This is a genomic window from Paracoccus benzoatiresistens (assembly GCF_026913015.1).
Lineage (GTDB): Bacteria > Pseudomonadota > Alphaproteobacteria > Rhodobacterales > Rhodobacteraceae > Paracoccus > Paracoccus benzoatiresistens.
The window spans coordinates 83,904-110,224 of record NZ_JAPTYD010000001.1; the positions used below are offsets into that span (position 1 = coordinate 83,904).

The following is a 26,321-nucleotide window of genomic DNA, read 5'->3' on the forward strand; positions in this document are numbered from 1 at the left end:
TTCATTCCGTTCCGATCTTGTCCTGCGTCCGCGTCTGGAAGTCGGACGCGTCGTGGCGTTCCCACAACTGTTCCGACGGCTCGCCCGAGGTCTTGTTGACCATGATCCCGCGCTGCACGGCGGGACGGGCCGCGATCTCGTCATGCCAGCGGCGGACATTGGCATAGATGCCCGCATCCAGGAAGGTCGCCGCGTCGCCATAAAGCTTTCCTGCCACGACCTGCCCGTACCAGGGCCAGATCGCCATGTCGGCGATGGAGTATTCCTCGCCCGCCATGAAGCGGCTGTCGGCCAGGTGGCGGTTCAGCACGTCCAGCTGACGCTTGGCCTCCATCGTGTAGCGGTCGATGGCATATTCGATCTTCAGGGGCGCATAGGCGTAGAAATGCCCGAAGCCGCCGCCCAGGAAGGGGGCCGAGCCCATCTGCCAGAACAGCCAGTTCATCGCCTCGGTCCGTGCCGCGGGATCGGCGGGCAGGAAGGCCCTGAACTTCTCGGCCAGATAGACCAGGATGGATCCCGATTCAAAGACCCGCCGCGGCGGCGTCACCGAATGGTCCACCAGCGCCGGGATCTTGGAATTCGGATTGACCGCCACGAAGCCGCTGCCGAACTGTTGGCCTTCGTTGATGCGGATCAGCCAGGCGTCGTATTCGGCGTCAAGGCCCGCTTCCAGCAACTCCTCCAGCATGATGGTGACCTTCTGCCCGTTGGGCGTGGCCAGCGAATAAAGCTGCAGGGGGTGCTGGCCCACCGGCAGCTCCTTGTCGTGGGTCGGGCCGGCCACGGGGCGGTTGATGCTGGCGAATTGGCCGCCATTGGCAGCCTTCTGGGTCCAGACCTTGGGTGGGATGTAGTCGTCGGCCATGACGCCTCCTGAAGCTGGGTCGGTGGCAGGATGCGGGCAGGCGGCGGGAACATCAACCGGCAAAACATTGGCATATGTTCGCGACTTGTTCTAACATGACAACATGCTGCCGCCCCGCAACCCCGACGAGCGCCTGAAGGCCCGAGGCACCGCCAGCCGTCCCGAAGGGCGGTTCGAAGCGCATCGAAGGAGCCGCGAATCCGACGGCTGGGACATCCCCGAGGAGGGCAGCCTGCTGCGAACCGAGGTCGTGACGGAACGACCGCGCAGCATCATCACGCGCAACAGCTCGCCCGACATTTCCTTCGACCGCTCGATCAACCCGTATCGCGGGTGCGAGCATGGCTGCATCTATTGCTATGCCCGCCCGACCCACGCCTGGCTGGGCCTGTCGCCGGGCCTGGATTTCGAGACGAAGATCACCGCCAAGCCGGACGCGGCCGACCTGCTGGCGCGCGAACTGGCGCGGCCGTCCTATCGCCCCGCGCCGATCGCCTTGGGCACGAACACCGATCCCTATCAGCCGGTCGAATCGAAGCTGGCGATCATGCCGGGGATCCTGCGGGTGCTGTCGGACTGGAACCATCCGGTGACGCTGGTCACGCGGGGCCAGACCGTGCTGCGCGACATCGCCCTGTGGGCGGAACTGGCCGCCAAGGACATGGCGGCGGTCGGCATCAGCATCACCACGCTGGACCCGGGCCTTGCCCGCGCGATGGAGCCCCGCGCGCCCGCGCCCGCGACGCGCCTGCGGATGATCCGCGACCTGGCGGCCGCGGGCGTCCCCGTGCGGGTCATGGTCGCCCCCGTGATTCCCGTCCTGACCGAGCCCGAGATCGAGGCGATCCTGTCCGCCGCGCGCGAGGCAGGCGCGACCACCGCCAGCATGATCCCCCTGCGCCTGCCGTTGGAGGTCGCGCCGCTGTTTCGGGACTGGCTGGACCGCCACCGCCCCGGCATGGCCGCGCACATCATGAACCGGGTCCAGGCCATGCGGGGCGGCAAGGACAACGATCCGCGCTTTGGCCACCGTTTTCGCGGACAGGGGATCGAGGCCGATCTGGCGCTGCAACGCTTTCGCCTGGCGCGCAGGCGGCTTGGCTATCACAAGGATGCGGCGCCACTGGATTGCAGCTGCTTCGGCGCGCCGCCCAAGGCGGGCGAACAGTTGTCGCTGTTCTAGGCTTCGGCCCTCAGGCGCCGCGGTCCTGTTCGTTCTTGGCCCAAAGATAGCCGATGAACGCGCCCTTGACGAAGCGCAGCAGGATCAGCGTCACGATCGTCGTCACCAGCCCGGTGATCACCAGCAGCATCATCGGCGAAGGGCGGAACAGCACCCAGGTAAAGCCCAGCAGCGGGATCAGCAGAAGCAGCATGATCGTCATGGTGAAGAAGGCCGGGCCATCGGCCGCCGGATAGCGGCCCAGGGGCGCGTGGCAGACCTCGCATTCGACCGGGACGCCCAGATATCCGCGCAGCAGCTTTCCCTTGCCGCAGTTCGGACACTTGTTCATCAGGCCGCGGCCGATGGCCGTCCTGCTGTCGCGTTGCTCGGTCATGGTCCTGGCCTTTGCGGTTGGATTCCTGGTCGGTGGACGCCGTGCCGGCGCCGCCGGGGTGGCGAGGCAAAGGCGGGCATCGCCAGAGCCAGCAGCAATGCCGCCAGCGGCAACGAGAAATAGAACCCCGCTACCGCATAGCCCAAGGCACCAACGATGCCGCCCAGCACATAGGTTCCCACCAGGGACAGAAGGATGCGCAGTTTCGCCCTATCCGCCCGCACCGCGCTATGCGGCTGGAACAGGCGATAGAGCGCACGGCCGCATTCTATGCCGATATCGGTGATCATGCCGGTGGCATGCGTGGTCCTGATCCGTGCACCCGAAATCTTGGTAATCGTGGCGTTCTGCATCCCCATGATGAAGCACAGGCAGGCCAAGGCGAACAACCGACCCGACGGGGCGGTGAAGATGCCGCCGAAGGCAAAGCAGCCAAGGCAGGCGCCCTGCACCGCCAAAGGCAATGCGAATTGCCGCCGCCCCATCCGCTGCCGTGCCCAGTTGACCAGAAAGGTGCTGAACGCCGCGCCCGTGGTGAAGGCAGCAATCGCCAGCAGCGCGGACGCGATGATCAGCAGGTTGCCCGCCACCAGGCTGTCGGCGACCTGCGACAGATAGCCGGTCATGTGGGATGTGTATTGCCCAAGCGCGAAGAACCCGCCCGCGTTCGAGGCCCCCGCGATCCCCGCCAGAAACAGCGCCAGGATGAAATCGCTGGCCTGCGAACGGCGGTGGCTGACGAGAACCCTGGCTGCCACGAAGGGACGGGTCATGCGATGTCGTCGTGTCATGCCCATGGTCTAGCGCGCGGGCCGCTGACTGTCAGCCCAGGACCGAAGTTCTAGTAACCCCCGACCGAGCTGAACCCGCCAAGGCGCGCCGCGATTTCCTCCAGCGAGGGACGCGGGCCTGCGGGACGCGTTTCCAGCGCCTCGCGCATGGCGCGCAGATGGGCGGGCGTGGTCCCGCAGCAGCCGCCGATGATCCGCACCCCCAGGTCGCGCGCCAGGCAGGCGTAATCGGCCATGATGGCGGGCGTGCCGTCGTAATGCAGGTGCCCGTCCTCGAGGTGCGGGATCCCGGCGTTGCCCTTGGCGATGATCGGCCGTTCGTTGCCCGAGGCGACGAAGTCGCGCACCGTGCGCAGAAGGTCCGCCGCCCCCACGCCGCAATTCGCCCCATAGGCCAGGGGCGGGTTCGGCAGGCGTTCCACCAGCGCCGAGAGCTGGGCCGAGGTCACGCCCATGATGGTGCGGCCCGCGGTGTCGAAGCTCATCATCCCGCACCAGGGCATGTCGGCCAGATGCGCGGCCTCGGCGGCGGCGCGGAATTCCTCGGCCGAGCTGATGGTCTCGACCCAGAGCACATCGGCCCCACCTTCCTTCAGCGCCTCGGCCTGTTCGTGGAACATCTCGACCGCGCGGGCGTGGGACAGGCTGCCGATGGGGGCCATGATTTCCCCAGTCGGGCCGATGTTGCCCGCCACGATCACCTTGCGCCCGGAAGCGTCGGCGATGTCGCGCGCCATGGCGGCGCCCGCCAGGTTCAGTTCGCGCACGCGATGCGCCGCGCCCTGCAGCTTCAGGCGGCTGGCATTGCCGCCAAAGGTGTTGGTCAGGAACAGGTCGGCCCCGCCTGCCACCGAATCCCGGTACAGGCTGCGCACCTTATCGGGCTGGTCGGCATTCCACAATTCGGGCGCGACATTCGACGGCAGGCCCATGTTGAACAGGTTGGTCCCGGTCGCTCCGTCAGCCATCAGCCATGCGCGGCTGGCAAGAAGCTGGCTCAACGGGTCCGGCATCTGATAACCCCGGGTGAAATGGGAAAGCTCCGTCCAGGGACGGCTACCAATCATCAAGTCCATGATACGTCTGGTTCCGATGGGAAACAATTTGCACCGGAACGAAAAAAGGACCGCAGCGGTTTCCCGCCGCGGTCCTGATATTTGCGTGCGCGGGCCGGCTCAGCCGCGGTCGCCGTCTTCGTCGTTCGAGGCGCCGCCGATGTCGTCGAACAGTTCGGCGATCTCGAATTCGGCAGCGGCATCGGCCTCGGCGGCCAGGTCCTGGATCGACTTGCCCTGCGCCTGCAGCTCGGCTTCCTCGGCCGAACGGGCGACGTTCAGCACGATGGTCGCCTCGACCTCGGGGTGCAGCACGACGCTGACCTCGTGCAGGCCCAGTTCCTTGATCGGCTGGTTCAGCACGACCTGCTTGCGGTCGAGCGTGAAGCCCGCCTCGGTCGCGGCATCGGACGCGTCGCGGGTGGTCACGGAACCATAAAGCGCGCCGGCGTCGGACGCGGAACGGATGACCACAAAGGTCTGGCCGTCCAGCTTGTCGGCGATCTTCTGCGCTTCGGCCTTGGATTCGGCGTTCTGCGCTTCCAGTTGAACCTTGCGGTTCTCGAAGGACTTGATGTTGGCTTCGGATGCGCGCAGCGCCTTGCCTTGCGGCAGCAGGAAGTTGCGGGCGTAGCCTTCTTTGACGCGGACGACTTCGCCCATCTGGCCAAGCTTGGCCACGCGTTCCAGCAGGATGACTTGCATGTCCCCGTTTCCTTACTTCACGACATAGGGCAGCAGGGCCAGGAAGCGGGCGCGCTTGATGGCACGGGCCAGCTCACGCTGCTTCTTGGCCGAGACGGCGGTGATGCGCGAGGGCACGATCTTGCCGCGTTCGGAAATGTAACGCTGCAGCAGGCGCGTGTCCTTGTAGTCGATCGCCGGGGCATTCTCGCCCGAGAAGGGGCAAACCTTGCGGCGGCGGAAGAACGGTTTGTTGGCCATGATCAGATCCTTTCAGTCCGCTCGCGGCGCTCGCCGCGGTCACCACCACGATCGCCGCGGTCGCCACGGTCACGGTCGCCACGGTCACGGTCGCCACGGTCGCCACGCGGGCGGTCGCCACGGTCGCCGCGGTCACCACGCTCGCCGCGCTCTTCGCGCTTCTGCATCTGGACCGAGGGGCCTTCCTCGTGCTGGTCCACGCGCACGGTCATGACGCGCATCACGTCGTCATGCAGGCGGGCCAGGCGCTCCATCTCCTGCACGGCGGCCGAGGGCGCGTCCGAACGCAGGAAGGCATAGTGGCCTTTGCGGTTCTTGTTGATCTTGTAGGCCAGGGTGCGGACACCCCAGTATTCGTTTTCGATCACGCGGCCGCCGTTGTCGGCCAGCACGGTCGAGAAATGTTCGATCAGCCCTTCGGCCTGCGTGTTCGACAGGTCCTGGCGGGCGATCAGCACATGCTCGTACAGAGGCATGGCATCCCTTTCGGTTATCAGGCGCATTTCATCGACGGGCCAACCCTTCCGCACCCGTCACGAGAGGCTGCGCCGGTTGCAAGATCTCGGCAGAAGGATGCGGCCTTATAGCGGCGAATGCTGCGGATGCAAGGTGATTCGGGCGCCGGCACGCCTTGAGGAGCCTGCCAGAGCAATCCCGATGTCTCGGACGAGGTCTGGCCGATGGGGGCGGCGCCCCCTGATGCAGATCAGGCGGGGGCGCTTGCGGCTTGCGTCCCGCCGCGCCACCATGGCGGCAGGCAATGGCGGGGAACGGCGATGGCGCTGGAAGATGCGAAGAACCAGGTGGATCAGGCCTTTACGCGAAGGGACCCGCGCGGGTTGTCCTTCGAGAACGCCTTTGGCGGCGCCACCAGCTTCCTGAGGCGGCGCTATGCCAAGGATCTGGCGGGCGTGGACGTGGCGGTGACCGGCATCCCCTTCGACCAGGCCGTGACGCACCGCCCCGGCACCCGCTTCGGCCCGCGCGCCATCCGCGAGGCCTCGACCTTGCAGCCCTATGACCCGCCCTATGGCTGGGGCTATGATCCGCTGTCGGCCCTGACGGTGATCGACTACGGCGACATGGCCTTCGACTACGCCAACACCCGCGAGGTGCCGGCGCGGATCGAGGCGCATGTCGGCGCCATCTTGGACGCGGGCGCGGCCCCGGTGACGCTGGGGGGCGACCATTCCATCACCCTGCCGATCCTGCGCGCGGTGGCGGCCCGGCGCGGCCCCGTGGCGCTGATCCAGTTCGATGCCCATTCCGATACCTGGGTGGACGACGATCCCGGCCGGATCGACCACGGGACGTTTCTCTACAAGGCGATCCGCGAGGGCGCGGTGGACGCGCAGGCCAGCGTCAGCGTAGGCATCCGCACCGAGAACCCTGACACGCTGGGCGTGACCATCCTGGACGCGGCGGGCGTGCATCGCGACGGGGTGGATGCCACGCTGGCCCGGATCCGGCAGGTGATCGGGGACCGCCCGGTCTATATCACCTTCGACATCGACGCGCTGGACCCGGCCTTCGCGCCTGGAACCGGCACGCCGGTCTGGGGCGGGCTTGCAAGCTGGCAGGCGGCGGCGCTGCTGCGCGGGCTGGCGGGGGTGGACCTGATCGGCGGCGACGTGGTCGAGGTCTCGCCCCCCTATGACACGACCGGGGCCACGGCCATCGCGGGAGCGCATGTGGCGACCGAACTGATCGCGCTTTACGGCTGGACGCGGCGCGGGTAATCCCCCGCCATGTTGCCCGAAGATCGCCTGTCCCAGATCGTCCAGCGGTTCGAGTTTCTCGAAGCGCAGCTGAATGCCGGCGCGGCCCCTGATCAGATCGCCCGCATCAGCCGCGAATATGCCGAGCTGAAGCCCGTGGTGGACCAGATCGCCCGCTGGCGCGCGGCCCGCGACGGCCTGGCCGAGGCCGAGGCCATGCTGGCCGATCCCGAGATGCGCGAACTGGCCGAGGACGAGGCGGCCCGGCTGCGCGAGGAGATGCCCACGCTGGAACAGGCGCTGCGCATTGCCCTGCTGCCCAGGGACGCGGCGGACGCGCGCCCGGCCATCATCGAGATCCGCCCCGGCACGGGCGGGGACGAGGCCGCGCTGTTCGCGGGCGACCTGCTGTCGATGTATCGCCGCCATGCCGAACAGCAGGGCTGGTCCTTCCAGATGCTGGACCTGACCGAAACCGAACTGGGCGGCGTCAAGGAAGCCGTGGCGCGGGTCGAGGGCGAGGGCGTCTTTGCCCGGCTGAAATACGAATCCGGCGTTCATCGCGTCCAGCGTGTGCCCGAGACCGAATCGGGCGGGCGCATCCATACCAGCGCCGCGACCGTGGCCGTGCTGCCCGAGGCCGAGGAGGTCGATATCGACATCCCCGCCAACGACATCCGCATCGACACCATGCGCGCCAGCGGCGCGGGCGGGCAGCATGTGAACACGACCGACTCGGCCGTGCGCATCACCCACCTGCCGACCGGGATCGTCGTCACCAGCAGCGAAAAGTCCCAGCACCAGAACCGCGCCAATGCCATGGCCGTGCTGCGCGCGCGGCTTTACGACATGGAACGCAGCCGCGCCGATGCGGAACGGGCGGCCGACCGCAAGTCCCAGGTCGGGTCCGGCGACCGCAGCGAACGGATCCGCACCTACAACTTTCCGCAAGGGCGGATGACCGATCACCGCATCAACCTGACGCTTTACGCGCTGGAGCGGATCATGGCGGGCGACCTGGGGGAGATCATCGACGCGCTGACCGCCCATGACCAGGCCGCGCGTTTGGCTGCCGAAGCATGAAGCTTCCCGAGGCACGCGCCGGTGCCGCCCGGCGCCTGGCGGCTGCCGGCATCGAGGGCGCGGCGCGCGACGCCGACCGGATCCTGGCCGCCGTCCTGGTGGTCGAGCCCGGGCGGCTGCGGCTTCTGGATCGCGCCTTGACGGCGGAAGAACTGGCCGGGCTGGACCAGGGCCTTGCCGCCCGCGCCGCACGCCAGCCGGTAGCCCAGATCGTGGGCTTCCGCGACTTCTACGCGCATCGGTTCCGCGTGACGCGCGACACGCTGGACCCGCGCCCTGAAACCGAGGTCCTGGTCCAGGCGGCGCTGGATCTGCCCTGGAACAGCGTGCTGGACATGGGGACGGGGACGGGGGCGATCCTGATCTCGCTTCTGGCGGCGCGCCGGGGGGCCGTGGGACTGGGCACCGACATCTCGGGCGCGGCCCTTGACGTGGCGCGGGACAATGCCCAGATCATCGGTGTGACGGCGGGTTTTGTCCTGGCCGACTGGTATGAGGGGGTGACAGGCCGCTTCGACCTGATCGTCTCGAACCCGCCTTATATCGCGCTTTCGGAAATGGCGGAACTCGCCCCCGATGTCCGGGAATGGGAACCGCATGGAGCCCTGACCGACGGTGCGGACGGACTGAGCGCCTATCACGCCATCGCGGCAGGGGCGCGGGATCACCTGAATCCCGGCGGGCATGTGCTGGTCGAAATCGGTCCGGCCCAAGGGTCGGCGGTGTCGATCCTCTTTGCAGGTGCCGGAGCGGAAACAAGGGTGATTTCCGACCTGGACGGGCGCGATCGTGTCGTCCTGGCGCGGTTTCCGGCCTGAAAGCCGGGAATTGCAGGGCTGCCACACGATTTCGCTTGTCAGCCTGCCTTTGGCGTGATTAGTCGCCCTTGTGCAGGGGGCAGCGATGCCCGCGCACGGGTCAGCCTGGAAAAGCCGGTTTCCTGGGGAACGTGGATGCGTTCGTTCGGGCACAGGCGCGGGTTGAACGGCGAAGCGCGTCCCGCGCCGCCGCTGCCGCCCGCGAAGCCGTCCAGATCCCTGGAAACCCAGATCACACTGGAACCATATACAGACAGACTGATGAGATCATCGAAATCCCGCTCGCGCAACAAGTCGAACCGCCAGCGTACGCTTGGCAATATCGTCAACCGCGTTTTCGACAGCTCGGGCCCCGAGGGCAAGGTGCGCGGAACGCCCCAGCAGATCATCGACAAATACCTGACGCTGGCCCGCGACGCGCAGCTGTCGGGCGACCGCGTGGCCGAGCAGGCCTTCCTGCAGCATGCCGAGCATTACACCCGGATGCTGGGCGAGGCGCAGCGCGAAATGGCCGAGCGCCAGCAGTTCCACCAGAGCCGCCAGGATGGCGAGGAAGGCCGCGAAGGCCAGCCGAACGGCAATAACGGCCATCAATATCGTGAGGCGGGCGGACGCGACCAGGGCGGACGCGACGACAGCCGCCGGGACAATGGCCCGCGCGAGAACGGCGGTCGTGAAAACGGCGGGCGCGACAATGGTCAGCGCGACAACGGCTATCGCGACAATCGTGACCAGCAACGTGACCAGGGTGCCCGCGACCAGGGCAGCCGCGAACAGCCGCGTTCCGCACCCGTTGCCGAACAACGCGAGGATGACCGGCCCGCGCGGCAGCCTGAACCGGCCCCCGCGCCGCAGCCCGAGCTGCAGTTGCAGCCCGAGGGCCTGCCGGATGCCGTGACGACCTCCGAGGAGGAAGCCGCGGGTCCGGTCGAGACGCCGGAATCCGGGGCCAAGCCCGCCCGCAGCCGCGCCCCGCGCGCGCCTAGGGCCGAAAAACCGGCAACGCCCCGGGCTCCGCGGCGGCGCAAGGCGCCCGAGGATCAGGCAAAGGCCGAGGAAACGCCTGCCGCCAGCGAGGAATAAGGAAACGGGGCCGCGGCGATCAGCCAGCGGCCCTTTTCATTGCGCGTCCCTTGCGGCCTGCAGCGCGCGGGCCAGGGCGCAGAACCGTTCCAGGTCGATCTCCTCGGCCCGGGCGGTCGGGGGGATTTGCGCCTGGTCCAGCAGCGACTCGATCTGCGGATGCAGGCCCCGCAGCGATGCCCGCAGCATCTTGCGGCGCTGGTTGAAGGCCGCGGCCGTGACCCGCGACAGGATGGCCGGATCCGCCGGATAGCGGGGCGCGGGCAGCGCCGTCAGATGGACCACCGCCGAATGGACCTTGGGCGCGGGCACGAAAGCCTCGGGCGGCAGGGTCATGACGATCCGCGCATCCGACCGCCATTGCGCCAGAAGGGCAAGGCGGCCATAGGCCTTGCTGCCGGGCGCGGCAACGATGCGCTCGGCGACTTCCTTCTGGAACATCAGCGTCAGCGACTGCCAGAAAGGCGGCCAGTCCGGGGGCGTCAGCCAGCGGATCAAGAGTTCGGTGCCGACATTATAGGGCAGGTTCGCCGCGATGCGGATGGGCGGGGTCAGGTGCGCCAGCGGGTCGATCTCCAGCGCGTCGCCGTGGATCACGGTCAGGCGGCCCGGATAACGGTCGGCGATTTCGGCCAGCGCGGGCAGCGCGCGGGCGTCCTTTTCGATGGCCAGGACGTGCCGCGCTCCCTCGGCCAGTAGCCCTCGCGTCAGGCCGCCGGGGCCGGGGCCGATTTCCAGCACGTCGCATTGGCTCATGTCGCCCGCCTGCCGCGCGATCTTGGCGGTCAGGTTCAGATCCAGAAGGAAGTTCTGGCCCAGTTGCTTCTTGGCGCGCAGATCGTGGCGGGCGATCACCTCGCGCAGGGGGGGAAGGTTGTCGATGGTGCTCATGGCCGCGACCGTGCCATGTCGCGGGCCATGCGCAGGGCCGCGATGGTGGAGGCCGCATCCGCGATCCCCTGGCCCGCGATGTCGAAGGCGGTGCCGTGGTCGGGCGAGGTGCGGATGAAGGGCAGGCCCAGGGTCACGTTCACGCCGCCCGCGAAATCCAGCGTCTTGATCGGGATCAGCGCCTGGTCGTGATAGGCGCAAACCGCCGCGTCGTATCGGGCGCGGGCGGGGGCGTGGAACATCGTGTCGGCGGGCAGGGGGCCGGTCAGGTCGAAGCCTTCGGCCCGCAGCCGGTCCAGCAAGGGGGCGATGCGGTCGGTTTCCTGGCGGCCCATGCTGCCGCCTTCGCCCGCATGGGGGTTCAGGCCTGCGACCGCCAGGCGCGGCGCGGGGATGCCGAAATCGCGGATCATCGCGGCATGGGTGATGCGGATCGCCTGTTCCAGGACCTGATCGGTCAGGGCGGCGGGCACGTCCTCCAGCGGGATGTGGATCGTCGCGGGCACCACGCGGCAGGGAGGCGTCACCGTGGTGGAAGCCAGCATCATCGCCACCGGCACATCGCCCGCCAGATGGGCCAGGTATTCGGTATGGCCCGGAAAGGCGAAACCTGCGCCTTCCTTCAGGGCCTGCTTGCTGATCGGCAGCGTGCATATGCCGGCGGCCTGTCCGCGCATCGCCAGATCGACCGCGCGGGCGATGACCTCGATCACGCCTGCCGCGTTGGCGGGGTCGGGACGCCCCGGCACGGCAGGCGCCGCAAAGTCGTGGCGCAGCACGGGCAGGTGGCCCGCAGGCACCGTATCGCCGGGCGCTGCGATTTCCATGAAGGCCGTTCCCGCAGGCAGGTGGCGCGGATCGCCCATCCAGGCGAAATCCACGCCGGAGGCCAAGGCCTGCGGGGCCAGTTCGGGGCCGACGCCCGCCGGTTCCCCGCAGGTCAGGATGATGCGGCCCAGGGTCATGTCGGCGACGTCACGGGCGGCGGATGACGGCTTGGGCGCGCAGCTCGGCCAGATAGGCCTCGGCCCCGGCATTGGCCTTGCGGTTGAAGATCTCGTCCCGGACCGCATCGCGCGTCGGCAGGGCGTCGGCGTTCGGCACCGCGGCCTCGACCCCGTCGTCGGGCAGGGCGGTCGTGGCCACGTCATCCGCCATATCCGCCACCAGCGCCGGCTGGCGGGAGCACAGCATCACCAGATCCGCGCCATTGCCGTAATCGACGACGCCGGCCTCGTCCCGGTCCATCGTCGCCAGCCGCGTGGCGATCAGCGTGGGGATCGCGCCTTGCGAAATGGTCTGGCGCTGGACCTGCGCCGCCGCCTGCGGGCCTGCCTGCAGGTAAAGATCGTCGCAACTGCGCGTCCGCGCGGCCAGGGCCGCCGCATCCGCGGCCGAGGGCAGGCGCAGCGTCGCATAGTCGATGACCTGTTCGGTCGCGCCGGGGCGCAGCGTGCCCTGGCTGTCGCGCAGGTGGAACAGGACGACCGCGCCCTCGACGGTCAGGGGCTGCGTCGTCTGGCCGGGCTGCAGGGCGCCGATGACCTGGCGCAGGGAAGGGGGCAGGTTGTCGATGTTCACCCAGGCCAGCCGCCCGCCCGCTTGGGCCGATTCGGCGGCGGAATATTCCCGCGCCGCCGCCTCGAATTCGTCCGAGCCGAGGTTCGCCCCGGCGATCTGCCGCGCCAGGTTCATGGCCTGCTGTTCCTGCCCCGGAGGGGCCGGGATGATCAGTTCGGAAATCAGCACCCGCGACAGGACCGGGGTTTCGACCTGCTTGCGCAGTTCCTGGTCCACCTCGGCGTCCGAAACGTCGATCTGCGGCACGACGCGCTGGCGGATGACCGACCGCCAGACAAGGCCGGCGCTGACGAAATCGCGATAGGCCTGGGACTCGATGCCTGCGCCTTCAAGGGCCGCGGTGAATTCGGCGGCGGACATGCCGGCGCGGGCAGCGAATTCCTCGAGCCCGTTCTGCAGTTCTTCCTCGGTCGGCTCGATGCCAAGCTGGCGGGCGGCATGGTTGCGCAGCCGGTCGTCGATCAGCGCCTTCTGCGCGTCCTCGGCCGTGGTGTTCGGCGCGCCCAGGATCTGCATGAAGCGCTGGCGCTGCCCGACCTCGTACCGGGTGATGGCGGCGTTGTTGATATAGATCACCGGCTCGAACAGGTTCTGCGCCAGGAGCGGCGCGGGCGCGCCTGCCATCAGGGCTGCCGCCAGGGCGAAGCCGGAAAGGAAATGCCGCATCTGCTGCCCCTTCTATCGTTTGTTGGCGCGGAGATTAGCGCATGCAGGACCGGCGCGCCACCGTGCCCGGCAAGTCTTCCTGACTGGTGCCAAAGCCGCCCAGCCGGAACGACAGTCCGACGCTGGTTTCCGGCCGCACGCTGTCCGAACTGGTGAACCGGCGCGAAACGCCCATCTCGACCGTCAGGCATTCGTTGCGATAGGTCAGGTCCAGCGATGCGCGCTGCGCCCGGTCGGCCACGAAGTCATAGCGGGTTTCGGCGCTGCCCCACCAGCCCTCGCGAATCTGCCAGCCGATGTTGGCGGCCAGTTCGCTGATGTCGGAAAGCTCGGCCTCGTCCTGGTTGTCGTCATCCTGCCACAGATGGCCTGCCGACAGTTGCAGGTCCTCGCGCAGCCAGCCAAGGCGCAATTCGTTGCGCGACATGTCCAGGTTGTCGTCGAACAGCGCCCGGTTGGCGATGGCAAGGCCGGTGCCGCTGTCGTATTGCGCCGAGACCAGCCAGTCCGACCGCGTTCCCGACAGGGCCGAGCCTTCCGGAAAGGCCTCGTCCGGCTCGGCGCGCAGGACGCGGCCGCCGGTCAGGGCCAGGGACCATCCCGTGGGGTCGATTCGCGTCCAGGTCACGCCCAGGTTGGCGCGCAGCCCGCTTTCGCGCGCGTCCCATCCGGGAAAGCGGTTTTCGGAAAACAGGTTGCCCTCGTCGAACTCGATCAGGGGGCTGTCCTCGTTCGGGATGTCGTCGTCGCTGTCGGGCGGGGAATAAAGGATCTGCGCCACGGGTTCGACCATGTGGGTCGCGCCCCCCGCCCCGCCGATCAGCGGCCAGCGCAGTTCCACCCCTGCCGTGGGGGTGGCCCGGGCCACCAGGTTGTCATAGCGGCTGTCCTGCACGATGCGATAGATGTCGGTGTCGATGCTTGCCAAGGCCGCGCCGACCACGCCGGCCGGCAGGATCTCGCTGCGCTGCCAGTCCAGCCCGACCGAGGCGCGGGCCATGTCGCGCCCCACCTGATCCTGGTCCGAGGGGCGGCGATGGGCATGGACCGACCATTCCAGCAATGCCTGCCCGCCGATGTGGCGTGGGGTGAAACGGCGCTGCCAGATCACGTCGGCCACCTGCGCGGGCGAGGTGCTGTTGTCCTCGTCGTCCCGCAGGGAGTGATAGTTTCCGACCCGCCCGAAGAACAGCCTCTCGCGGGTGATGCGGTCCAGGGTGAAGCCGCTCCACAGCCGGTCGGCCTCGGTGATGTCGTAGTCCAGCAGATAGCCCCTGTCGGATGCGGCCTGCACCTGCACCCCCAGGCGATAACCGCGCGGCAGGTCGACCAGGGCATTGCCGAAGACATATCCCCGCGTCTCCCCCGGCTCGATGTCGTCGCGGGTGATGGCGCCATTCCATTCGGTCACGGCATTGGCCCAGGCCCGGCGATAGCGTAGTTCCAGCGTCCGCGTCCGGCTGGCCGCGACATAGGGCGTGACCGTCAGGTCGGCATGATCGCCAAGGGTGATGAAGTAGGGCAGCTTGATCCCGAAGCCCAGGTTCGAGGTGGTGCGGTATTCCGGCCTAAGAAAACCGGTGCGGCGTTCAACCGTGGGGTCGGGCGCGGTCAGGGCAAAGGGCGCGGCGGCCAGGGGGATGCCAAAGGCGCGGAACTGCGGATGGTCGAAGGTGATCAGCCGGGTTTCCGCGTCATGGGTGATGTTGCGGGCGCGGATTTCCCACAAGGGCGTCGGGTCGCCGGCGCAGATCTGGCACGAGGACGCCACGACATGGCGCAGGTTGGTCATGCGTCCGTTTCCGGTCCGCGTCAGTTCCGTTGCCGCAAGCTGCAATTCGCGGGCCAGCACCAGCCGCGCGCCGCGGATGATGCCGTCCTGCAATTCGCGGTCAAGCTGGCCGCTGTCGGCGATCAGCACCGCCTCGGCTTCCGGGTCGGCGGCGCCCGGGCGGGACAGGTGGATGGGACCCTCGATGGTCAGGTTGCCCGAAACGCCGTCCACGACGATGCGCGAGGCCACCAGCCGCGCGCCCTGGTACCAGACGACCACGCCCCCCGCCGCGATCAGCGTCTGGTCGCCCTGCAGCACCATGCTGTCGGCAAGAACGGTCGCCGCGTCGTCGGCCGGCCCGCCGGTGTCGCGGCCGGGCAGGGTCACGTCGACATCCGGGGCCGCGGCCTGAAGCTCGGCGGCCTCGGGGGTGCGGTCGCCCAGGATGTCGTTGCCCAGGGGCGTGGCGGCCGGGGCCAGGGCGGCCTCGTCGCTCCACTCGAAGGTTCCGGGACCGCCGAGACTGCCCGCGCCGAGGCCCGGATCCCGGCTCAGGACCGTCTGGCCAAGCGCCATGCCCGGCAGCAGGGCCAGCCCGAATGCCCAGCCTTTCAGCTTGTGGCCGTTCATCCGTCCTCCCGCGCAAGGATCATCGCCATGGCCAGAAGCCCCCCGACCAGCGGCGGCGTCCAGCCTGCCAGCAGGGGCGGCACCTGCCCGTTGTCGCCCAGAACCTGCGCCAGGTTGCGCAGGAAGAACAGCCCGATCCCGGCGCCGAAGGCCAGCAGCACCGCGCCTCCGGTGCTGCGCCCGCGCATGTGGCGCATGGTGAAGGCGGCTGCGATCAGCACCATTGCGGCCATCAGGAAGGGCCGCGCCAGTTCCATCTGCAGCCAGACCTTGTGGCGCGCCGCCGAAAAGCCCGCCCGTTCCAGGCCCGCGATGAAGCCCGGCAATTGCCAGACCGGCACGGCCTCGGGGCGGCCGAAGCCCTCGCGGATGCGCTGAGCGGTCAGGTCGGAGGCCAGATCCATCCGGGCGACGGCGCTGACGGCGGCCTCGGGGTTCGGCTCGGTCAGGGGATAGTCGCGCACATCGGTCAGGTCCCACTTGCCGGGAACCAGCCGGGCCTCGCGCGCCTCGACCCGCCGGACGGGACCGCGGGTTTCGTGGAAGACCATGAAGGTCGCGTCATAGAGCGTCGTCGCATCGGGGCTGGCGCGGCGGGCGCGGATGACGATCTGGCCTGCTTCCTCGGCCCCCTCCACCACGGCCTGCCGCAGCCAGACGGCGCTGTCGCCGACCGAGACCGTCTGGCGGCTGGCGCGTTCGATATCGGCCACGGCCTCGTCGAAGCGCGCGCCGGTGACGGCGACCAGGGGGTTCAGGAAGGCGACCGTCAGCGCCCCGACAAGGACCGCCGTGACGGCGGGCGCGGTCACCACCTTCAACGCCGACCGGCCCGAGGCGCGGATCGCCACCATCTCGGAGGTGCGGGCAAGGTTCAGGAACAGCGCGATCCCCGCCAGCACGGTCAGTAGCGGCAGGATCGAGTAGAAGCTGGAGGCGACGTTCAGCGCGGCCAGCCTGAAGGCGCCCCCCAGGCCGATGTCGCGGTCGGAGAAGCGGCGGATCATCTCGATCATGTCGATCAGCAGAAGGATCAGCAGGAACACGCCCGCGATGGTCACGAAGGACCGCAGGAAGCGCCGCGCGACATAGCGGGCCAGGATCATGCGGCGGTTCCCCCCCGATGCGAACCGTGCCGCAGCCGCCGGGGCTTGGCGGCCACCCACAGCAGCCCGCAGCACAGCGCCGCGCCGATCAGCGCGGGCAGGTACAGGACCGGCCACAGGCCGGGATCGCGCCCGACCTGGTTGGCGGCCGCATTCGTCAGGAACTGCACCACGATCAGCCCGAGGATCGCCCACAACACCTGCCGCCAGACGCCGAAGCGCGAATAGCCGCCGATCAGCAGCGTCGCAAAGCCGATCATGGCGGCAATGGGCGACAAGAGGGGCTGGGCGATCCGCTCATGCGCCTCGCGCCTGGCGTCGGCGGGGCTGGCGCCGGTCGCGGCCAGCAGGTCGGCATCGGGGTTCAGCAGCCGCAGGGTGCCATAGTCGCGCAGGTCGCGGCCCTTTCGCGCGCCGCCGGTCAGCATCGCGCCGATGTCATAGCTGAATTCCCGGAACCGCGTCACCGCCAGCGATCGGCGCTCGTCCGTCTGGCGCAGGTTCTGCGACATGCCGCTGAGCAGGATCAGCACCGGCCCGGTGTCCGCGCGGACCACCAGCGCTTCTTCGGACGTGTAGATCGTCTGGTTGGCCGGATCCCGCGCGTCCTCGATGAACAGGTCCAGCAGGCGGCCGTCGCTGGCGATGTCGCGGATGAACAGGGTGATGCCCTCGGCCGGATACTGGAAGGTGCCGGGCCGCAGGAACTGCTCGGTCACGTCCTGGGCCAGTTCCGCCTGCCGCTCGGCCAGGCGCGCGCGGGCCATGGGCACCAGCCCGTGGACCAGCACCGCGACCATCACCCCCACGAAGACGCCGAAGACCAGCACCGGCCGCGCCAGCCGCCAGGGCGACAGCCCCGCCGCCTGCATGGCCACCAGCTCCGATTCCCCCGACATCCGGTTGGCGCCGTAAGCCGTCGCCGCGAAGGCCGCGACCGGCAGCACGACCGAGATCACCAGGGGCAGCGTCAGCGCCGTGAATTCCAGCACCACCAGGGCGGTCTGCCCGTCGCTCAGCAGGTCGTCGAACAGGCTGACGGCGCGGTTGATCCAATAGACGGACACCAGCACCAGCGCGAAAAAGCCGAACAGCGTCAGCAACTGGCTGAGGATGTATCGGTCGATCCGGGGCATGTCGCGGGGCTGTCCTTGGAGGCATGTCGGGGGCTGCGGTCACGTCCTGCTTAGCCGCAAGGGCGGCTCTGGAAAAGGGTGCGCGGGCCGACTAGGCTGCACTTCGCGAAAGATGAGGACGCCATGACCCACCCCGTCGAGATTACCTTTACCGAAATCGCCGCCGACCGGCTGGCCAGCCACGAGGGCCGGGTGGCGATGATCGTCCAGCCGGGGGGCAGGCTGCCCTCGGGCCTGCCGCGCGCGGCGCGCGAGGCCGCGCAGCGGGCGCTGGAGTCGAAGGCGGGCAAGGGACTGAAGCCCGGCGCGGCGCTGGAGCTGGCCTTCCCGGCCGGCATGGCCGCCGAGGCCCTGACGCTGGTGGCGCTGCCGGGCGGGGCCACCATCGCCGAGGCGCGCAAGGCCGGCGCCGCCATCGGCGCCAAGCTGGGCAAGACCCATACGCTGGTGCTGGCGGGCGGGCACAAGCTGGCGGGCGAGATCGCGCTTGGCATCGCGCTGCGGGGCTATGACTTCTCGGTCTATCAGACGAAGCCGTCCGAGGACGGGCAGGAGGCGGGCGCCGACCCCATTCCGCAAAGCGTCACGCACGAGGCCGACAATGCGGTGATGGCCGACGCCCAGGCCGACAGCGCACCCGAGGCGCCGGACGAGCCGGTGTCGGAAAAGGCCCGCGTGACCTTCATGGTCAAGGATCCCGAGGCGCTGGCAAGGACCGCGCAGGACGCCGCGGCGGTGGCCGAGGGCGTGTTCTTCACCCGCGACCTGGTCAACGAACCGGCCAACGTCCTGACCACCACCGATTTCGCCGACCGCCTGAAGGCGATGGAGGAGATCGGCCTGACCGTCGAGGTGCTGGAGGAAGACCAGCTTGCCGAACTGGGAATGCGCGCGCTTCTGGGCGTGGGGCAGGGGTCGGAAAGCCCGTCAAAGGTCGTGGTGATGCACTGGAACGGCGGCGGGGACGAAGCGCCGCTGGCCCTGGTCGGCAAGGGCGTCGTCTTCGATACCGGCGGCATTTCCATCAAGCCCGCCGCCGGGATGGAGGAGATGACCATGGACATGGGCGGCGCGGGGGTCGTGGCGGGCGTCATGCGCACGCTGGCCCTGCGCCGGGCCAAGGCCAATGTCGTGGGCCTGGTCGGCCTGGTGGAGAACATGCCCGACGGCAAGGCGCAGCGCCCGGGCGATATCGTGAAGTCGATGAAGGGCGACACGATCGAGGTCATCAATACCGATGCCGAAGGCCGGCTCGTGCTGGCCGACGTGCTGTGGTATGCGCAGACGCGCTTCAACCCGCCTGCCGTGATCGACCTGGCGACGCTGACCGGGGCCGTCATCATCGCGCTTGGCCATGACAACGCAGGCGTCTTTGCCAATGACGACGCGCTTGCCGACAACCTGCTGTCCGCTGCCAGGGCGGAAGGCGAGGGCGCGTGGCGGCTGCCCCTGGGCCAGCCCTACGACAACCTCATCAAGTCGCGCCTGGCCGACATGAAGAACACCGGCGGCCGTGCGGCGGGGTCGATCACGGCGGCGCAGTTCCTTCAACGCTTCATCCGCAAGGGCCAGCCTTGGGCGCATATCGACATCGCGGGCGTGGCGCTGCCGCCCGGCGCGACCGATCTTGCGCCCAAGGGGGCGACCGGCTGGGGGGTGATGACGCTCGACCGCCTGATCCGCGACCGCTACGAGGCGAAATAGGCCCGATGGGCAACGCGCTGTTCTATCACCTGACCCGCTCGCCCGCCGAAAGCCTGTTGCCGCAGCTGATCGGCAAGTCGCTGGCGGCGGGCTGGCAGGTGGAACTGCGCGGCACCGATCCGGCCCGGATGGAGCGGCTGGACCTGCATCTGTGGCAGGGCGACGGTTTCCTGCCGCACGGGCTGGCGGGCGGGCCGCATGACTCGCGCCAGCCGGTCCTGCTGACGGTGGCGGGCCAGGGGGCCGCGAACGGCCCCGCCTGCCTGATGGCGCTGGACGGGGCCGAGGTCGCGCCCGCCGAATGCCAGGCGCTGACCCGCACCTGCATCATCTTCGACGGTGGCGACGGGGCTGCCACCGCCCGGGCCCGTGACCAGTGGCGGGCGCTGACCGGCGCGGGGGTGGCCGCCGAATACTGGTCCGAGGAAGGCGGCCGCTGGGAACGCAAGCGATAGGCCTTGCGGCAACTTGACCCTTGCGCGGAGCGCGCGGGATCTGGCATCGCCACGGTCATGCGGCGCAAGCGTTCACCCCGGATCCTCGGCCTGGCCTTTCTGGCCCTGACGGTGCTTGCCCTGGCCACCGGCCTTTCCGCAAGTCCCGTCCCGACCGAGATGGACCTGCGGCTTCAGGCCTGGGTCCTGTCGGGCGTCAGCCTGGACGACATCCTGTGCGAGGACCACGGCGCGGGCCACCTGGGCCACGGTGATGGTCATTGCCCGCTGTGCAACCTGACCGCGCCGCCGGGGCTGCCTGCGGTCGCCCCGTCGCTGACAGATGCCGACCAGCGGATCCTGGCCCGCATCGTGCTGCCCCAGATCCGACGGGCCGAGGGGCGGGCCCGCGATCCCGCCCTCCCCAAGCGCGGACCACCGGCCCTGACCTGAATGACGCCGCCGCCCCAAACGGGCGGCACAGCCTTGTCCTTTCAGGTTCCATCCATGACACATCTGATCGATACCCCGCGGGCCGATGCCGCCCGCACCACGCTGCGTCCCTTTCTGCTGCGGATGCATTTCTATGCCGGGCTGTTCGTCGGCCCCTTCATCTTCGTCGCCGCCCTGACCGGGCTGCTTTATGTCCTGACCCCGCAGATCGAGACCTGGCTTTATCGCGACGCGCTGTTCACCGATTCTGCCGGCACGCCGCGCAGCCTGACCGACCAGGCCCGGGCCGCGCGCGAGGCCCTGGGGGCCGACCTGGCGGTATCCGCCGTGCGCCCGGCGACCGGGCCGGGCCGGACCACGCGGATCATGTTTTCGGACCCCGCGCTTGGCCCGTCCGAGAACCGGACGCTGTTCGTCGACCCCGTCACGCTGGAGGTGCGGGGCGACCTGACGACCTATGGCACTTCGGGGATCCTGCCGTTCCGCACCACGCTGGACTACCTGCACCGCAACATGCTGCTGGGCGACCTGGGCCGGTATTACAGCGAACTGGCCGCGTCCTGGCTGTGGGTGGCGGTGCTGGGCGGCGTCGCCTTGTGGGCGACGGGGCCGCGCAGACGTCGCAGGCTGGCCGAAATGCCGTCCCCGCAGCGCCGCCGCTGGCTGCATGGCACGATCGGCACCGTGCTGTCGGTGGTTCTGCTGTTCGTGTCGGTGACCGGGCTGACCTGGTCCCAGCAGGGCGGCGCGCGGATCGACGCGCTGCGCGGCCAGTTGGGCTGGGTCACGCCCTCGGCCAGTGCGGCGCTTGACGGGGCTGCGGATCCCGCGGGCGAACATGCGGGACATGGCGATCACGCCGCGCACATGTCCCACGACCCCGCCGCAAGGGAGGACCGCCTGGAGGGGCTGGACGCGGTGGCCGGTGCCGCCCGCGCGGGCGGGTTGGATTCGCCGATGATGGAAATCCGCCTGCCCAAGCCCGATCAGGCATGGGTGGTGCGCGAATATGACCGCAGTTGGCCCACGCAGGTCGATACGGTGGCGATCAACCCGGACACGCTGAGGATCACCAGCCGCGCCGATTTTGCGGACTTCACGCTGATCCCCAAGCTGATCCGCTGGGGCATCGACGCGCATATGGGCGTTCTGTTCGGCATCCCGAACCAGGCCTTGATGGCGGCGGTCGCCCTGGGGCTGATGGTCACGATCGTTTATGGCTACCGGATGTGGTGGACCCGTCGCCCCAAGCCGGCAGAACCGCTGTGGGCAAGCTGGCGGCGCCTGTCGCCCGGCCAGCAACTGGCATGGGCGGCGCTTGCGGCGGCGCTTGGCTGGGCGCTGCCGGTGCTGGGGGTCAGCCTGGCCTTCTTCCTGGCGGTCGACCTGCTGCGGGGGCAGGCGGCGCGCTGATCAGGCCGCCGCGTGGCCGGCCAGCCGGGCGTGCAGGTCGGCGCGCCGCAGGCTGGCCTTGGGGCCGGACATCACTGCGCGGCCCCGCTCCAGCACCAGGAAGTCGTCCCCCAGATCCCAGGCGAAGTCGAAGAACTGCTCGACCAGGACGATGGCCATGTCGCCTTGGTCGCGCAGCGCGGCGATGACCCGGCCGATACCTGCTATGATGTTGGGCTGGATGCCCTCGGTCGGTTCGTCCAGCAGCAGCACGCGCGGCCTGGTGATCAGCGCGCGGGCGATGGCAAGCTGCTGCTGCTGGCCGCCCGACAGGTCGCCGCCGCGGCGATGCGCCATTTCCGCCAGGACGGGAAAGCTGTCGAAGATCGTATCCGGGATTCGGCGCTGATCGCGGGGCAGGCAGGCGAAGCCGGTCTCGAGGTTCTCGCGCACGGTCAGCATGGGAAAGATCGCGCGGCCCTGCGGGACATAGCCCACTCCGCGCCGCGCCATCTGCTGCGCGGTGATCCGGCCCAGATCCTTGCCGTCGAAGCGGATCGTGCCGCCGGTTCGCGGATGCCGCCCGGCCAGCAGGTTCATCAGGGATGTCTTGCCCACGCCGTTGTTGCCCATCACGCAGGTCACGGAACCGGGACGCGCGGCGATGTCGATCCCGTGCAGGATCTGGCTGCCGCCGTAATGCAGGGTCAGGTTCTTGGCTTCCAGCATGTCCTATCGCCCCAGATAGACTTCGATCACGTCGGGATTGCGGGTCACATGATCCAGCGACCCTTCGGCCAGCACGGAACCCTGGTGCAGCACCGTCACCTTGCAGTTCAGGCGGCGCACGAAGTCCATGTCGTGTTCCACCACCACGACCGCCCGCGTCTGCGCCAGCCTGACCAGCAGCGCGGTGGTTTGTTCGCGTTCGGCCAGCGTCATCCCGGCGGCGGGTTCGTCGACCAGCAGCAGGCGCGGTTCCTGCGCCAGAAGCATGCCGATCTCCAGCCACTGCTTCTGGCCATGCGACAGCTCGCCCGCCTTGCGGCCGACCTGCTGGGCCAGGCCCACCTCGGACGCCAGGTCGGCCACCTTGTCGTCCGATGCCGCGGACGGCCGCCAGCCCAGCACCGAAAAGGGGTTGCGGCTGGCCTTCAGCGCCATGGTCAGGTTGTCGGCCACCGTCTGGTCCTCGAAGACGGTGGGCCGCTGGAACTTGCGCCCCACGCCTTCGCGCGCGATCTGCGCCTCGTTCATCCGCAGCAGCGATTTCGGCGGCGTGCCCCATTTGACGTCGCCCGCATCGGGGCGGGTTTTGCCGGTCACGATGTCCATGAAGGTCGTCTTCCCCGCGCCGTTGGGGCCGATCACGGCGCGCAACTCCGCCTCGCCGATGTTGAAAGACAGGTTGTTGATGGCCTTGAAGCCGTCGAAGCTGACCGAGATGCTGTCCACCTCAAGAAGCGCGCTCATGCCTTGGCCTCCTGTTCCTGCAATGCGCCCTGGTCGGGGCCAAGGTCGCGGCCATGCCGCTGCGGGGGCAGGATGCCGCCCAAGCGATCGAAGATCCCCGCGATGCCCTTGGGCGCGAACAGCGTGACCAGCACGAAGCTGAGGCCAAGCGCCACCTGCCACCAGTCCACCCAGTTGACCACATAGCCCGGCAGGTGGATCGAGGGTGCCCGTCCGCCGGTGAACCAGCTTGACAGCAGCGACACGACAACCGCGCCGATGATGGCGCCGTAAAGCCTGCCGCGCCCGCCGATCGCCACCCAGACCGCCAGATAGATCGAGGCGATGGGCATCAGTTCCGCCGGATTGATGATCCCGGCCTGCGGGTAATACAGCGCCCCCGCGACGGCGGTGATCATCGCGGCCAGGGTGAAGACCACCAGCTTGAAGCCCTCGACCGGGTAGCCGAGGAAGCGCACGCGAGTTTCATCGTCGCGGATGGCGCGGACCACGCTGCCGAACTTGCCGCTGACCAGCCAGGCCGCCAGGACATAGGCCAGTGCTAAGGCCAGGGCCGATGCCCAGAGGAACCAGACCGACAGGGTGGCTTGGTCGATGCCGTCAAGGCCCGGGATGTTCTGCAGGCCCGACAATCCGTTATTGCCGCGAAAGCCGCTGTCGTTCTGGAACAGCCACAGGGCCAGCGCCAGCGTCATCGCCTGGGTCAGGATCGACAGGTAGACCCCGTTCACGCGGCTGCGGAAGGCAAGCCAGCCGAAGACCAGGGCCAGCAGGCCGGGCACGGCCAGAACCAGCAGCAGCTGGATCGGCAGCGAATGGGCGAAGGACCAGACCAGCGGCAGATCGGCCGATCCGACGACGCCGAAGATCTGGTTGGCGACGCCTTCCTGCAACTCGGCCGGCGTGGGCGGGATCGGGTTCTGGGCCAAGCTGGCCGCGACGATGGATTCCGTGCGCGCATACATCAGCCATTGGCCGATCAGGTAGCCGCCAAGGGCGAAGAAGGCCATCTGGCCCAGCGACAGGATGCCCAGGTAGCCCCAGACCAGATCCATCGCCACCGCCGCAAGCGCCAGGCACAGGGTCTTGCCCAGCACCTTGACGGTCGAGGTCGGGATGACGCCGCTGCCATATGCCTGGCTCAGCAGCGTGACGGCGACGGTGAAGACCGCCAGCACCGCCAGCACCACCAGGACCTGTGGGTTGCGCAGGATGAAGGGCTGCCGGGTCAGCTTTTCGGTCATGGGGTCACGCCTCTGCCGCGCGGCCGCGCTGCGGGATGATGCCGCGCGGTCGGAACTGGATGAAGATGATGATGAAGAGGATCATGAAGGTCTGGGCGGCCAGGGTGTTCGCGGGGTTCAGGAACTCGATCACCTTGGACAGCCCGCCGATCAGCGCGGCCCCCGCCAGCGTGCCCCAGATGTTGCCGACGCCGCCCACGACCACGGTCATGAAGCTTTGCACGATGTATTGCTGGCCCAGTTCGGACGTGACCTGCGCGAACAGTCCGATGGCCACGCCCGCGATGCCCGCGATGCCCGATCCCAGGCCGAAGGTCATCATCGCGATGCGGTCGGGGTTGATGCCCATGGATGCCGCCATGCCGGGGTTTTGGGTCACCGCGCGGACCTCCAGCCCAAGGCGGGTCCGCTTCATGATGAACAGGAACAGGCCCAGGAACAGCAGCGCCAGCACGAAGATCGCCACCCGGATTGAGGATATCGAGATCACGTCGTTGATCGTGACCGCGCCCTCCAGCCAGGCCGGGGCGGTCAGGGGACGGGCCTGGGTGCCGAAGATGTTCTTGGCAAGCTGCTGGAGCGCGATGGACACGCCGAAGGTCGCCAGCAGGGTTTCCAGCGGACGGTGCGCCAGGTGGCGGATGACCAGCCGGTAAAGCACAACGCCTGCCCCGAAGGTCACGGCGAAGGCCAGAGGCAGGGCAACGACCAGCGACAGGGTGCGGTTCGCGATCAGCGTCTGGACCACATAGCCGGTATAGGCGCCCATCATGATGAATTCGCCATGCGCCATGTTGATCACGCGCATCACGCCAAAGGTGACCGCCAGTCCGATGGCCGCCAGGAAATAGATCGAGGCCAGCGACAGCGCGTCCAGCCCCAGGTCGATGCCGGTCATCGCGGCCAGCCGCACCTGCGCGCGGGTCTGGGCAGCGCGGGCGGCGTCGGTCACGTCGGGGTTCGGTTCGGCATAAACCTCGAAGAAGCGGTGGGACTCGAGGGCGGCATCCGCCTCGGCCTCGGTTGCGGCGGGGGGAACGGCGCCAGAAGCCTCCAGCGCCTCATAGGCGCGGTCGCGGGCGGCGGGATCGAACAGATCCGCGACCGGGATGCCGCCAACGGTGCCGCCCGTGACGTTCGCGGCAAGCGCGTTGCGCTGATCGGCGGGGGTCAGGCGGGGTTGCAGGACGCCTTGGCTGGTCAGCAGGGCGATGGCGGCATCGCGCGGGAAGTCGTCCGCGCCAATGCTCAACTCGCGGGCGATGTTGGCGTCCGGCTCGGCGGGCGCGGCGATGCGGCTGGTCGCCAGCAGCGGGTTCAGCGCCGCGCGGAAATCAAGGCCCACATCGCCCGCCATCCTCTCGATCGCGGCGACCCGGGCGGCAGGTTCTGCATCGAAGCGGATCGCCAGCAGGTTGGTGACACGCTGGCGCTGTCGGGCCAGGATGGGATCGGGTTCCGCCGGGGCGGCGCGCAGGGCCGCCAGGTGTTCGGCAGTGCCGTCGCGGGCGATACTGGCCAGGGCGGCGGCGCGGCGGGCGGGGTCGGGGCTGGAAATCTCGCCCGCGACCAGGGCGGATTCGATGACGCCGCGCACGCCGGAATTGGGGCGCAGCATCTTGGGCTCGGCGTCCGTCACCGCCGCGCCGGTCACGGCATCGGTGGCGGTGTCGCCATCGACGATCAGCAGCCGCCCGTCATCCGTCACCCCAAGCGCGCGGCCCGACCAGGCCTGAAGCAGCGCCAGGCCTTCCGGCCCGGTGGCGGCGATCTGGGCCACCAGCGGTTCGACCGTGCGGCGGGACGGCTTTTCGATCTGGTCCAGATTGTCGGCGATGACCGCTTCAAGGGCGGGGTTCGCGCTGGCGGGCATGGCCAGAAGCAGCGTCAGGGCCAGTGCGATCAGCGGGCGGATCA

The 26,321-nt window shown here is 68.9% G+C and carries 27 protein-coding genes; 9 read left to right on the forward strand and 18 right to left on the reverse strand.

Going from position 1 to position 26,321, the window contains the following annotated elements; translation table 11 throughout:
• Position 1: 1 nt before the first annotated feature.
• Positions 2–868 carry a glutathione-dependent disulfide-bond oxidoreductase gene (yghU, locus tag OU682_RS00430; protein ID WP_268940091.1) on the reverse strand — a complete coding sequence of 289 codons (867 nt, stop codon included), beginning with the start codon at positions 866–868 and terminating at the stop codon, positions 2–4.
• Positions 869–971: 103 nt separating this feature from the next.
• Here yghU and OU682_RS00435 point away from each other — a divergent pair, with 103 nt between their 5' ends.
• On the forward strand, positions 972–2,051 hold the full coding sequence (locus tag OU682_RS00435; RefSeq protein WP_268940092.1) for a PA0069 family radical SAM protein: 1,080 nt from the start codon (positions 972–974) through the stop codon (positions 2,049–2,051).
• Between the two features lie 10 nt (positions 2,052–2,061).
• On the opposite strand, the gene OU682_RS00440 is transcribed toward OU682_RS00435, so the two are convergent.
• The 6 genes from OU682_RS00440 to rpsF form a co-directional block, all read right to left on the reverse strand.
• Positions 2,062–2,427 (reverse strand): DUF983 domain-containing protein, encoded by a 366-nt coding sequence (locus tag OU682_RS00440; RefSeq protein ID WP_268940093.1) that lies wholly within the window; start codon positions 2,425–2,427, stop codon positions 2,062–2,064.
• Positions 2,424–3,200 (reverse strand): YoaK family protein, encoded by a 777-nt coding sequence (locus OU682_RS00445; protein WP_268940094.1) that lies wholly within the window; start codon positions 3,198–3,200, stop codon positions 2,424–2,426. The genes OU682_RS00440 and OU682_RS00445 overlap by 4 nt, the downstream gene beginning before the upstream one ends.
• A 68-nt stretch (positions 3,201–3,268) precedes the next feature.
• Positions 3,269–4,231, reverse strand: coding sequence for a betaine--homocysteine S-methyltransferase (bmt, locus tag OU682_RS00450; protein ID WP_268940095.1), 963 nt, complete (start codon positions 4,229–4,231; stop codon positions 3,269–3,271).
• A 162-nt stretch (positions 4,232–4,393) separates the two neighbouring features.
• The gene (gene rplI, locus OU682_RS00455) at positions 4,394–4,978 is read right to left on the reverse strand and encodes a 50S ribosomal protein L9 (RefSeq protein ID WP_268940096.1); all 585 of its coding nucleotides are present in this window, start codon (positions 4,976–4,978) and stop codon (positions 4,394–4,396) included.
• A 12-nt stretch (positions 4,979–4,990) separates the two neighbouring features.
• A complete protein-coding gene (rpsR, locus tag OU682_RS00460; protein ID WP_103173059.1) occupies positions 4,991–5,218 on the reverse strand; it encodes a 30S ribosomal protein S18 in 228 nt (75 codons plus the stop codon).
• Between the two features lie 2 nt (positions 5,219–5,220).
• Positions 5,221–5,694, reverse strand: a complete 474-nt coding sequence (rpsF, locus tag OU682_RS00465; protein ID WP_268940097.1) for a 30S ribosomal protein S6 — start codon at positions 5,692–5,694, stop codon at positions 5,221–5,223.
• Positions 5,695–5,994: 300 nt separating this feature from the next.
• Between rpsF and speB the strand changes: the two genes are divergently transcribed.
• Genes speB through prmC form a run of 3 tightly spaced genes read left to right on the forward strand, consistent with a single transcriptional unit; the run spans position 5,995 to position 8,837 of the window.
• A complete protein-coding gene (gene speB, locus OU682_RS00470) occupies positions 5,995–6,957 on the forward strand; it encodes an agmatinase (RefSeq protein ID WP_268940098.1) in 963 nt (320 codons plus the stop codon).
• A gap of 9 nt (positions 6,958–6,966) precedes the next feature.
• Positions 6,967–8,019, forward strand: a complete 1,053-nt coding sequence (prfA, locus tag OU682_RS00475) for a peptide chain release factor 1 (protein WP_268940099.1) — start codon at positions 6,967–6,969, stop codon at positions 8,017–8,019.
• Positions 8,016–8,837, forward strand: a complete 822-nt coding sequence (prmC, locus tag OU682_RS00480) for a peptide chain release factor N(5)-glutamine methyltransferase (protein WP_268940100.1) — start codon at positions 8,016–8,018, stop codon at positions 8,835–8,837. The genes prfA and prmC overlap by 4 nt, the downstream gene beginning before the upstream one ends.
• A 38-nt stretch (positions 8,838–8,875) precedes the next feature.
• Here prmC and OU682_RS00485 read toward each other — a convergent pair whose 3' ends face one another.
• Positions 8,876–9,073, reverse strand: coding sequence for a hypothetical protein (locus tag OU682_RS00485; RefSeq protein WP_268940101.1), 198 nt, complete (start codon positions 9,071–9,073; stop codon positions 8,876–8,878).
• Between the two features lie 25 nt (positions 9,074–9,098).
• Here OU682_RS00485 and OU682_RS00490 point away from each other — a divergent pair, with 25 nt between their 5' ends.
• The gene (locus OU682_RS00490) at positions 9,099–9,920 is read left to right on the forward strand and encodes a DUF4167 domain-containing protein (protein ID WP_268940102.1); all 822 of its coding nucleotides are present in this window, start codon (positions 9,099–9,101) and stop codon (positions 9,918–9,920) included.
• A gap of 36 nt (positions 9,921–9,956) precedes the next feature.
• Here the strand turns inward: OU682_RS00490 and rsmA are convergent, their stop codons facing one another.
• From rsmA to lptF, 6 genes are read right to left on the reverse strand one after another with little or no spacing between them, the layout of a single operon-like run.
• Positions 9,957–10,811 (reverse strand): 16S rRNA (adenine(1518)-N(6)/adenine(1519)-N(6))-dimethyltransferase RsmA, encoded by an 855-nt coding sequence (gene rsmA / locus OU682_RS00495; protein ID WP_268940103.1) that lies wholly within the window; start codon positions 10,809–10,811, stop codon positions 9,957–9,959.
• Positions 10,808–11,776: a 4-hydroxythreonine-4-phosphate dehydrogenase PdxA gene (gene pdxA, locus OU682_RS00500; protein WP_268940104.1), complete on the reverse strand. Its 969-nt coding sequence runs from the start codon at positions 11,774–11,776 to the stop codon at positions 10,808–10,810. The genes rsmA and pdxA overlap by 4 nt, the downstream gene beginning before the upstream one ends.
• Before the next feature lie 10 nt (positions 11,777–11,786).
• Positions 11,787–13,058 carry a peptidylprolyl isomerase gene (locus OU682_RS00505; protein ID WP_268940105.1) on the reverse strand — a complete coding sequence of 424 codons (1,272 nt, stop codon included), beginning with the start codon at positions 13,056–13,058 and terminating at the stop codon, positions 11,787–11,789.
• A gap of 34 nt (positions 13,059–13,092) precedes the next feature.
• Positions 13,093–15,462 (reverse strand): LPS-assembly protein LptD, encoded by a 2,370-nt coding sequence (locus OU682_RS00510; protein ID WP_268940106.1) that lies wholly within the window; start codon positions 15,460–15,462, stop codon positions 13,093–13,095.
• The gene (gene lptG, locus OU682_RS00515; RefSeq protein ID WP_268940107.1) at positions 15,459–16,568 is read right to left on the reverse strand and encodes an LPS export ABC transporter permease LptG; all 1,110 of its coding nucleotides are present in this window, start codon (positions 16,566–16,568) and stop codon (positions 15,459–15,461) included. Before lptG ends, OU682_RS00510 begins: the two co-directional genes overlap by 4 nt.
• Positions 16,565–17,704 (reverse strand): LPS export ABC transporter permease LptF, encoded by a 1,140-nt coding sequence (gene lptF, locus OU682_RS00520; RefSeq protein ID WP_268940108.1) that lies wholly within the window; start codon positions 17,702–17,704, stop codon positions 16,565–16,567. Before lptF ends, lptG begins: the two co-directional genes overlap by 4 nt.
• A 123-nt stretch (positions 17,705–17,827) precedes the next feature.
• Between lptF and OU682_RS00525 the strand changes: the two genes are divergently transcribed.
• The 4 genes from OU682_RS00525 to OU682_RS00540 are packed head-to-tail and all read left to right on the forward strand — an operon-like array spanning position 17,828 to position 21,708.
• Positions 17,828–19,408: a leucyl aminopeptidase gene (locus tag OU682_RS00525; protein WP_268940109.1), complete on the forward strand. Its 1,581-nt coding sequence runs from the start codon at positions 17,828–17,830 to the stop codon at positions 19,406–19,408.
• Positions 19,409–19,413: 5 nt separating this feature from the next.
• The gene (locus OU682_RS00530; protein WP_268940110.1) at positions 19,414–19,863 is read left to right on the forward strand and encodes a DNA polymerase III subunit chi; all 450 of its coding nucleotides are present in this window, start codon (positions 19,414–19,416) and stop codon (positions 19,861–19,863) included.
• Between the two features lie 3 nt (positions 19,864–19,866).
• Positions 19,867–20,295: a hypothetical protein gene (locus OU682_RS00535; protein WP_268940111.1), complete on the forward strand. Its 429-nt coding sequence runs from the start codon at positions 19,867–19,869 to the stop codon at positions 20,293–20,295.
• A 54-nt stretch (positions 20,296–20,349) separates the two neighbouring features.
• The gene (locus OU682_RS00540) at positions 20,350–21,708 is read left to right on the forward strand and encodes a PepSY-associated TM helix domain-containing protein (RefSeq protein WP_268940112.1); all 1,359 of its coding nucleotides are present in this window, start codon (positions 20,350–20,352) and stop codon (positions 21,706–21,708) included.
• Here the strand turns inward: OU682_RS00540 and urtE are convergent, their stop codons facing one another.
• Genes urtE through urtB form a run of 4 tightly spaced genes read right to left on the reverse strand, consistent with a single transcriptional unit; the run spans position 21,709 to position 26,319 of the window.
• Positions 21,709–22,416: an urea ABC transporter ATP-binding subunit UrtE gene (gene urtE / locus OU682_RS00545; RefSeq protein ID WP_268940113.1), complete on the reverse strand. Its 708-nt coding sequence runs from the start codon at positions 22,414–22,416 to the stop codon at positions 21,709–21,711.
• A 3-nt stretch (positions 22,417–22,419) separates the two neighbouring features.
• A complete protein-coding gene (gene urtD / locus OU682_RS00550; RefSeq protein ID WP_268940114.1) occupies positions 22,420–23,160 on the reverse strand; it encodes an urea ABC transporter ATP-binding protein UrtD in 741 nt (246 codons plus the stop codon).
• Positions 23,157–24,404: an urea ABC transporter permease subunit UrtC gene (gene urtC, locus OU682_RS00555; RefSeq protein WP_268940115.1), complete on the reverse strand. Its 1,248-nt coding sequence runs from the start codon at positions 24,402–24,404 to the stop codon at positions 23,157–23,159. The genes urtD and urtC overlap by 4 nt, the downstream gene beginning before the upstream one ends.
• A 4-nt stretch (positions 24,405–24,408) precedes the next feature.
• Positions 24,409–26,319, reverse strand: a complete 1,911-nt coding sequence (gene urtB / locus OU682_RS00560) for an urea ABC transporter permease subunit UrtB (protein ID WP_442952593.1) — start codon at positions 26,317–26,319, stop codon at positions 24,409–24,411.
• Positions 26,320–26,321 lie beyond the last annotated feature (2 nt).

Coding starts and splice junctions, on each gene's coding strand:
- yghU (WP_268940091.1), bottom strand. CDS start 868: ATGGCCGACGACTACATCCCACCCAAGGTCTGGACCCAGAAGGCTGCC.
- OU682_RS00435 (WP_268940092.1), top strand. CDS start 972: ATGCTGCCGCCCCGCAACCCCGACGAGCGCCTGAAGGCCCGAGGCACC.
- OU682_RS00440 (WP_268940093.1), bottom strand. CDS start 2,427: ATGACCGAGCAACGCGACAGCAGGACGGCCATCGGCCGCGGCCTGATG.
- OU682_RS00445 (WP_268940094.1), bottom strand. CDS start 3,200: ATGACCCGTCCCTTCGTGGCAGCCAGGGTTCTCGTCAGCCACCGCCGT.
- bmt (WP_268940095.1), bottom strand. CDS start 4,231: ATGCCGGACCCGTTGAGCCAGCTTCTTGCCAGCCGCGCATGGCTGATG.
- rplI (WP_268940096.1), bottom strand. CDS start 4,978: ATGCAAGTCATCCTGCTGGAACGCGTGGCCAAGCTTGGCCAGATGGGC.
- rpsR (WP_103173059.1), bottom strand. CDS start 5,218: ATGGCCAACAAACCGTTCTTCCGCCGCCGCAAGGTTTGCCCCTTCTCG.
- rpsF (WP_268940097.1), bottom strand. CDS start 5,694: ATGCCTCTGTACGAGCATGTGCTGATCGCCCGCCAGGACCTGTCGAAC.
- speB (WP_268940098.1), top strand. CDS start 5,995: ATGGCGCTGGAAGATGCGAAGAACCAGGTGGATCAGGCCTTTACGCGA.
- prfA (WP_268940099.1), top strand. CDS start 6,967: ATGTTGCCCGAAGATCGCCTGTCCCAGATCGTCCAGCGGTTCGAGTTT.
- prmC (WP_268940100.1), top strand. CDS start 8,016: ATGAAGCTTCCCGAGGCACGCGCCGGTGCCGCCCGGCGCCTGGCGGCT.
- OU682_RS00490 (WP_268940102.1), top strand. CDS start 9,099: ATGAGATCATCGAAATCCCGCTCGCGCAACAAGTCGAACCGCCAGCGT.
- rsmA (WP_268940103.1), bottom strand. CDS start 10,811: ATGAGCACCATCGACAACCTTCCCCCCCTGCGCGAGGTGATCGCCCGC.
- pdxA (WP_268940104.1), bottom strand. CDS start 11,776: ATGACCCTGGGCCGCATCATCCTGACCTGCGGGGAACCGGCGGGCGTC.
- OU682_RS00505 (WP_268940105.1), bottom strand. CDS start 13,058: ATGCGGCATTTCCTTTCCGGCTTCGCCCTGGCGGCAGCCCTGATGGCA.
- OU682_RS00510 (WP_268940106.1), bottom strand. CDS start 15,462: ATGAACGGCCACAAGCTGAAAGGCTGGGCATTCGGGCTGGCCCTGCTG.
- lptG (WP_268940107.1), bottom strand. CDS start 16,568: ATGATCCTGGCCCGCTATGTCGCGCGGCGCTTCCTGCGGTCCTTCGTG.
- lptF (WP_268940108.1), bottom strand. CDS start 17,704: ATGCCCCGGATCGACCGATACATCCTCAGCCAGTTGCTGACGCTGTTC.
- OU682_RS00525 (WP_268940109.1), top strand. CDS start 17,828: ATGACCCACCCCGTCGAGATTACCTTTACCGAAATCGCCGCCGACCGG.
- OU682_RS00530 (WP_268940110.1), top strand. CDS start 19,414: ATGGGCAACGCGCTGTTCTATCACCTGACCCGCTCGCCCGCCGAAAGC.
- OU682_RS00540 (WP_268940112.1), top strand. CDS start 20,350: ATGACACATCTGATCGATACCCCGCGGGCCGATGCCGCCCGCACCACG.
- urtE (WP_268940113.1), bottom strand. CDS start 22,416: ATGCTGGAAGCCAAGAACCTGACCCTGCATTACGGCGGCAGCCAGATC.
- urtD (WP_268940114.1), bottom strand. CDS start 23,160: ATGAGCGCGCTTCTTGAGGTGGACAGCATCTCGGTCAGCTTCGACGGC.
- urtC (WP_268940115.1), bottom strand. CDS start 24,404: ATGACCGAAAAGCTGACCCGGCAGCCCTTCATCCTGCGCAACCCACAG.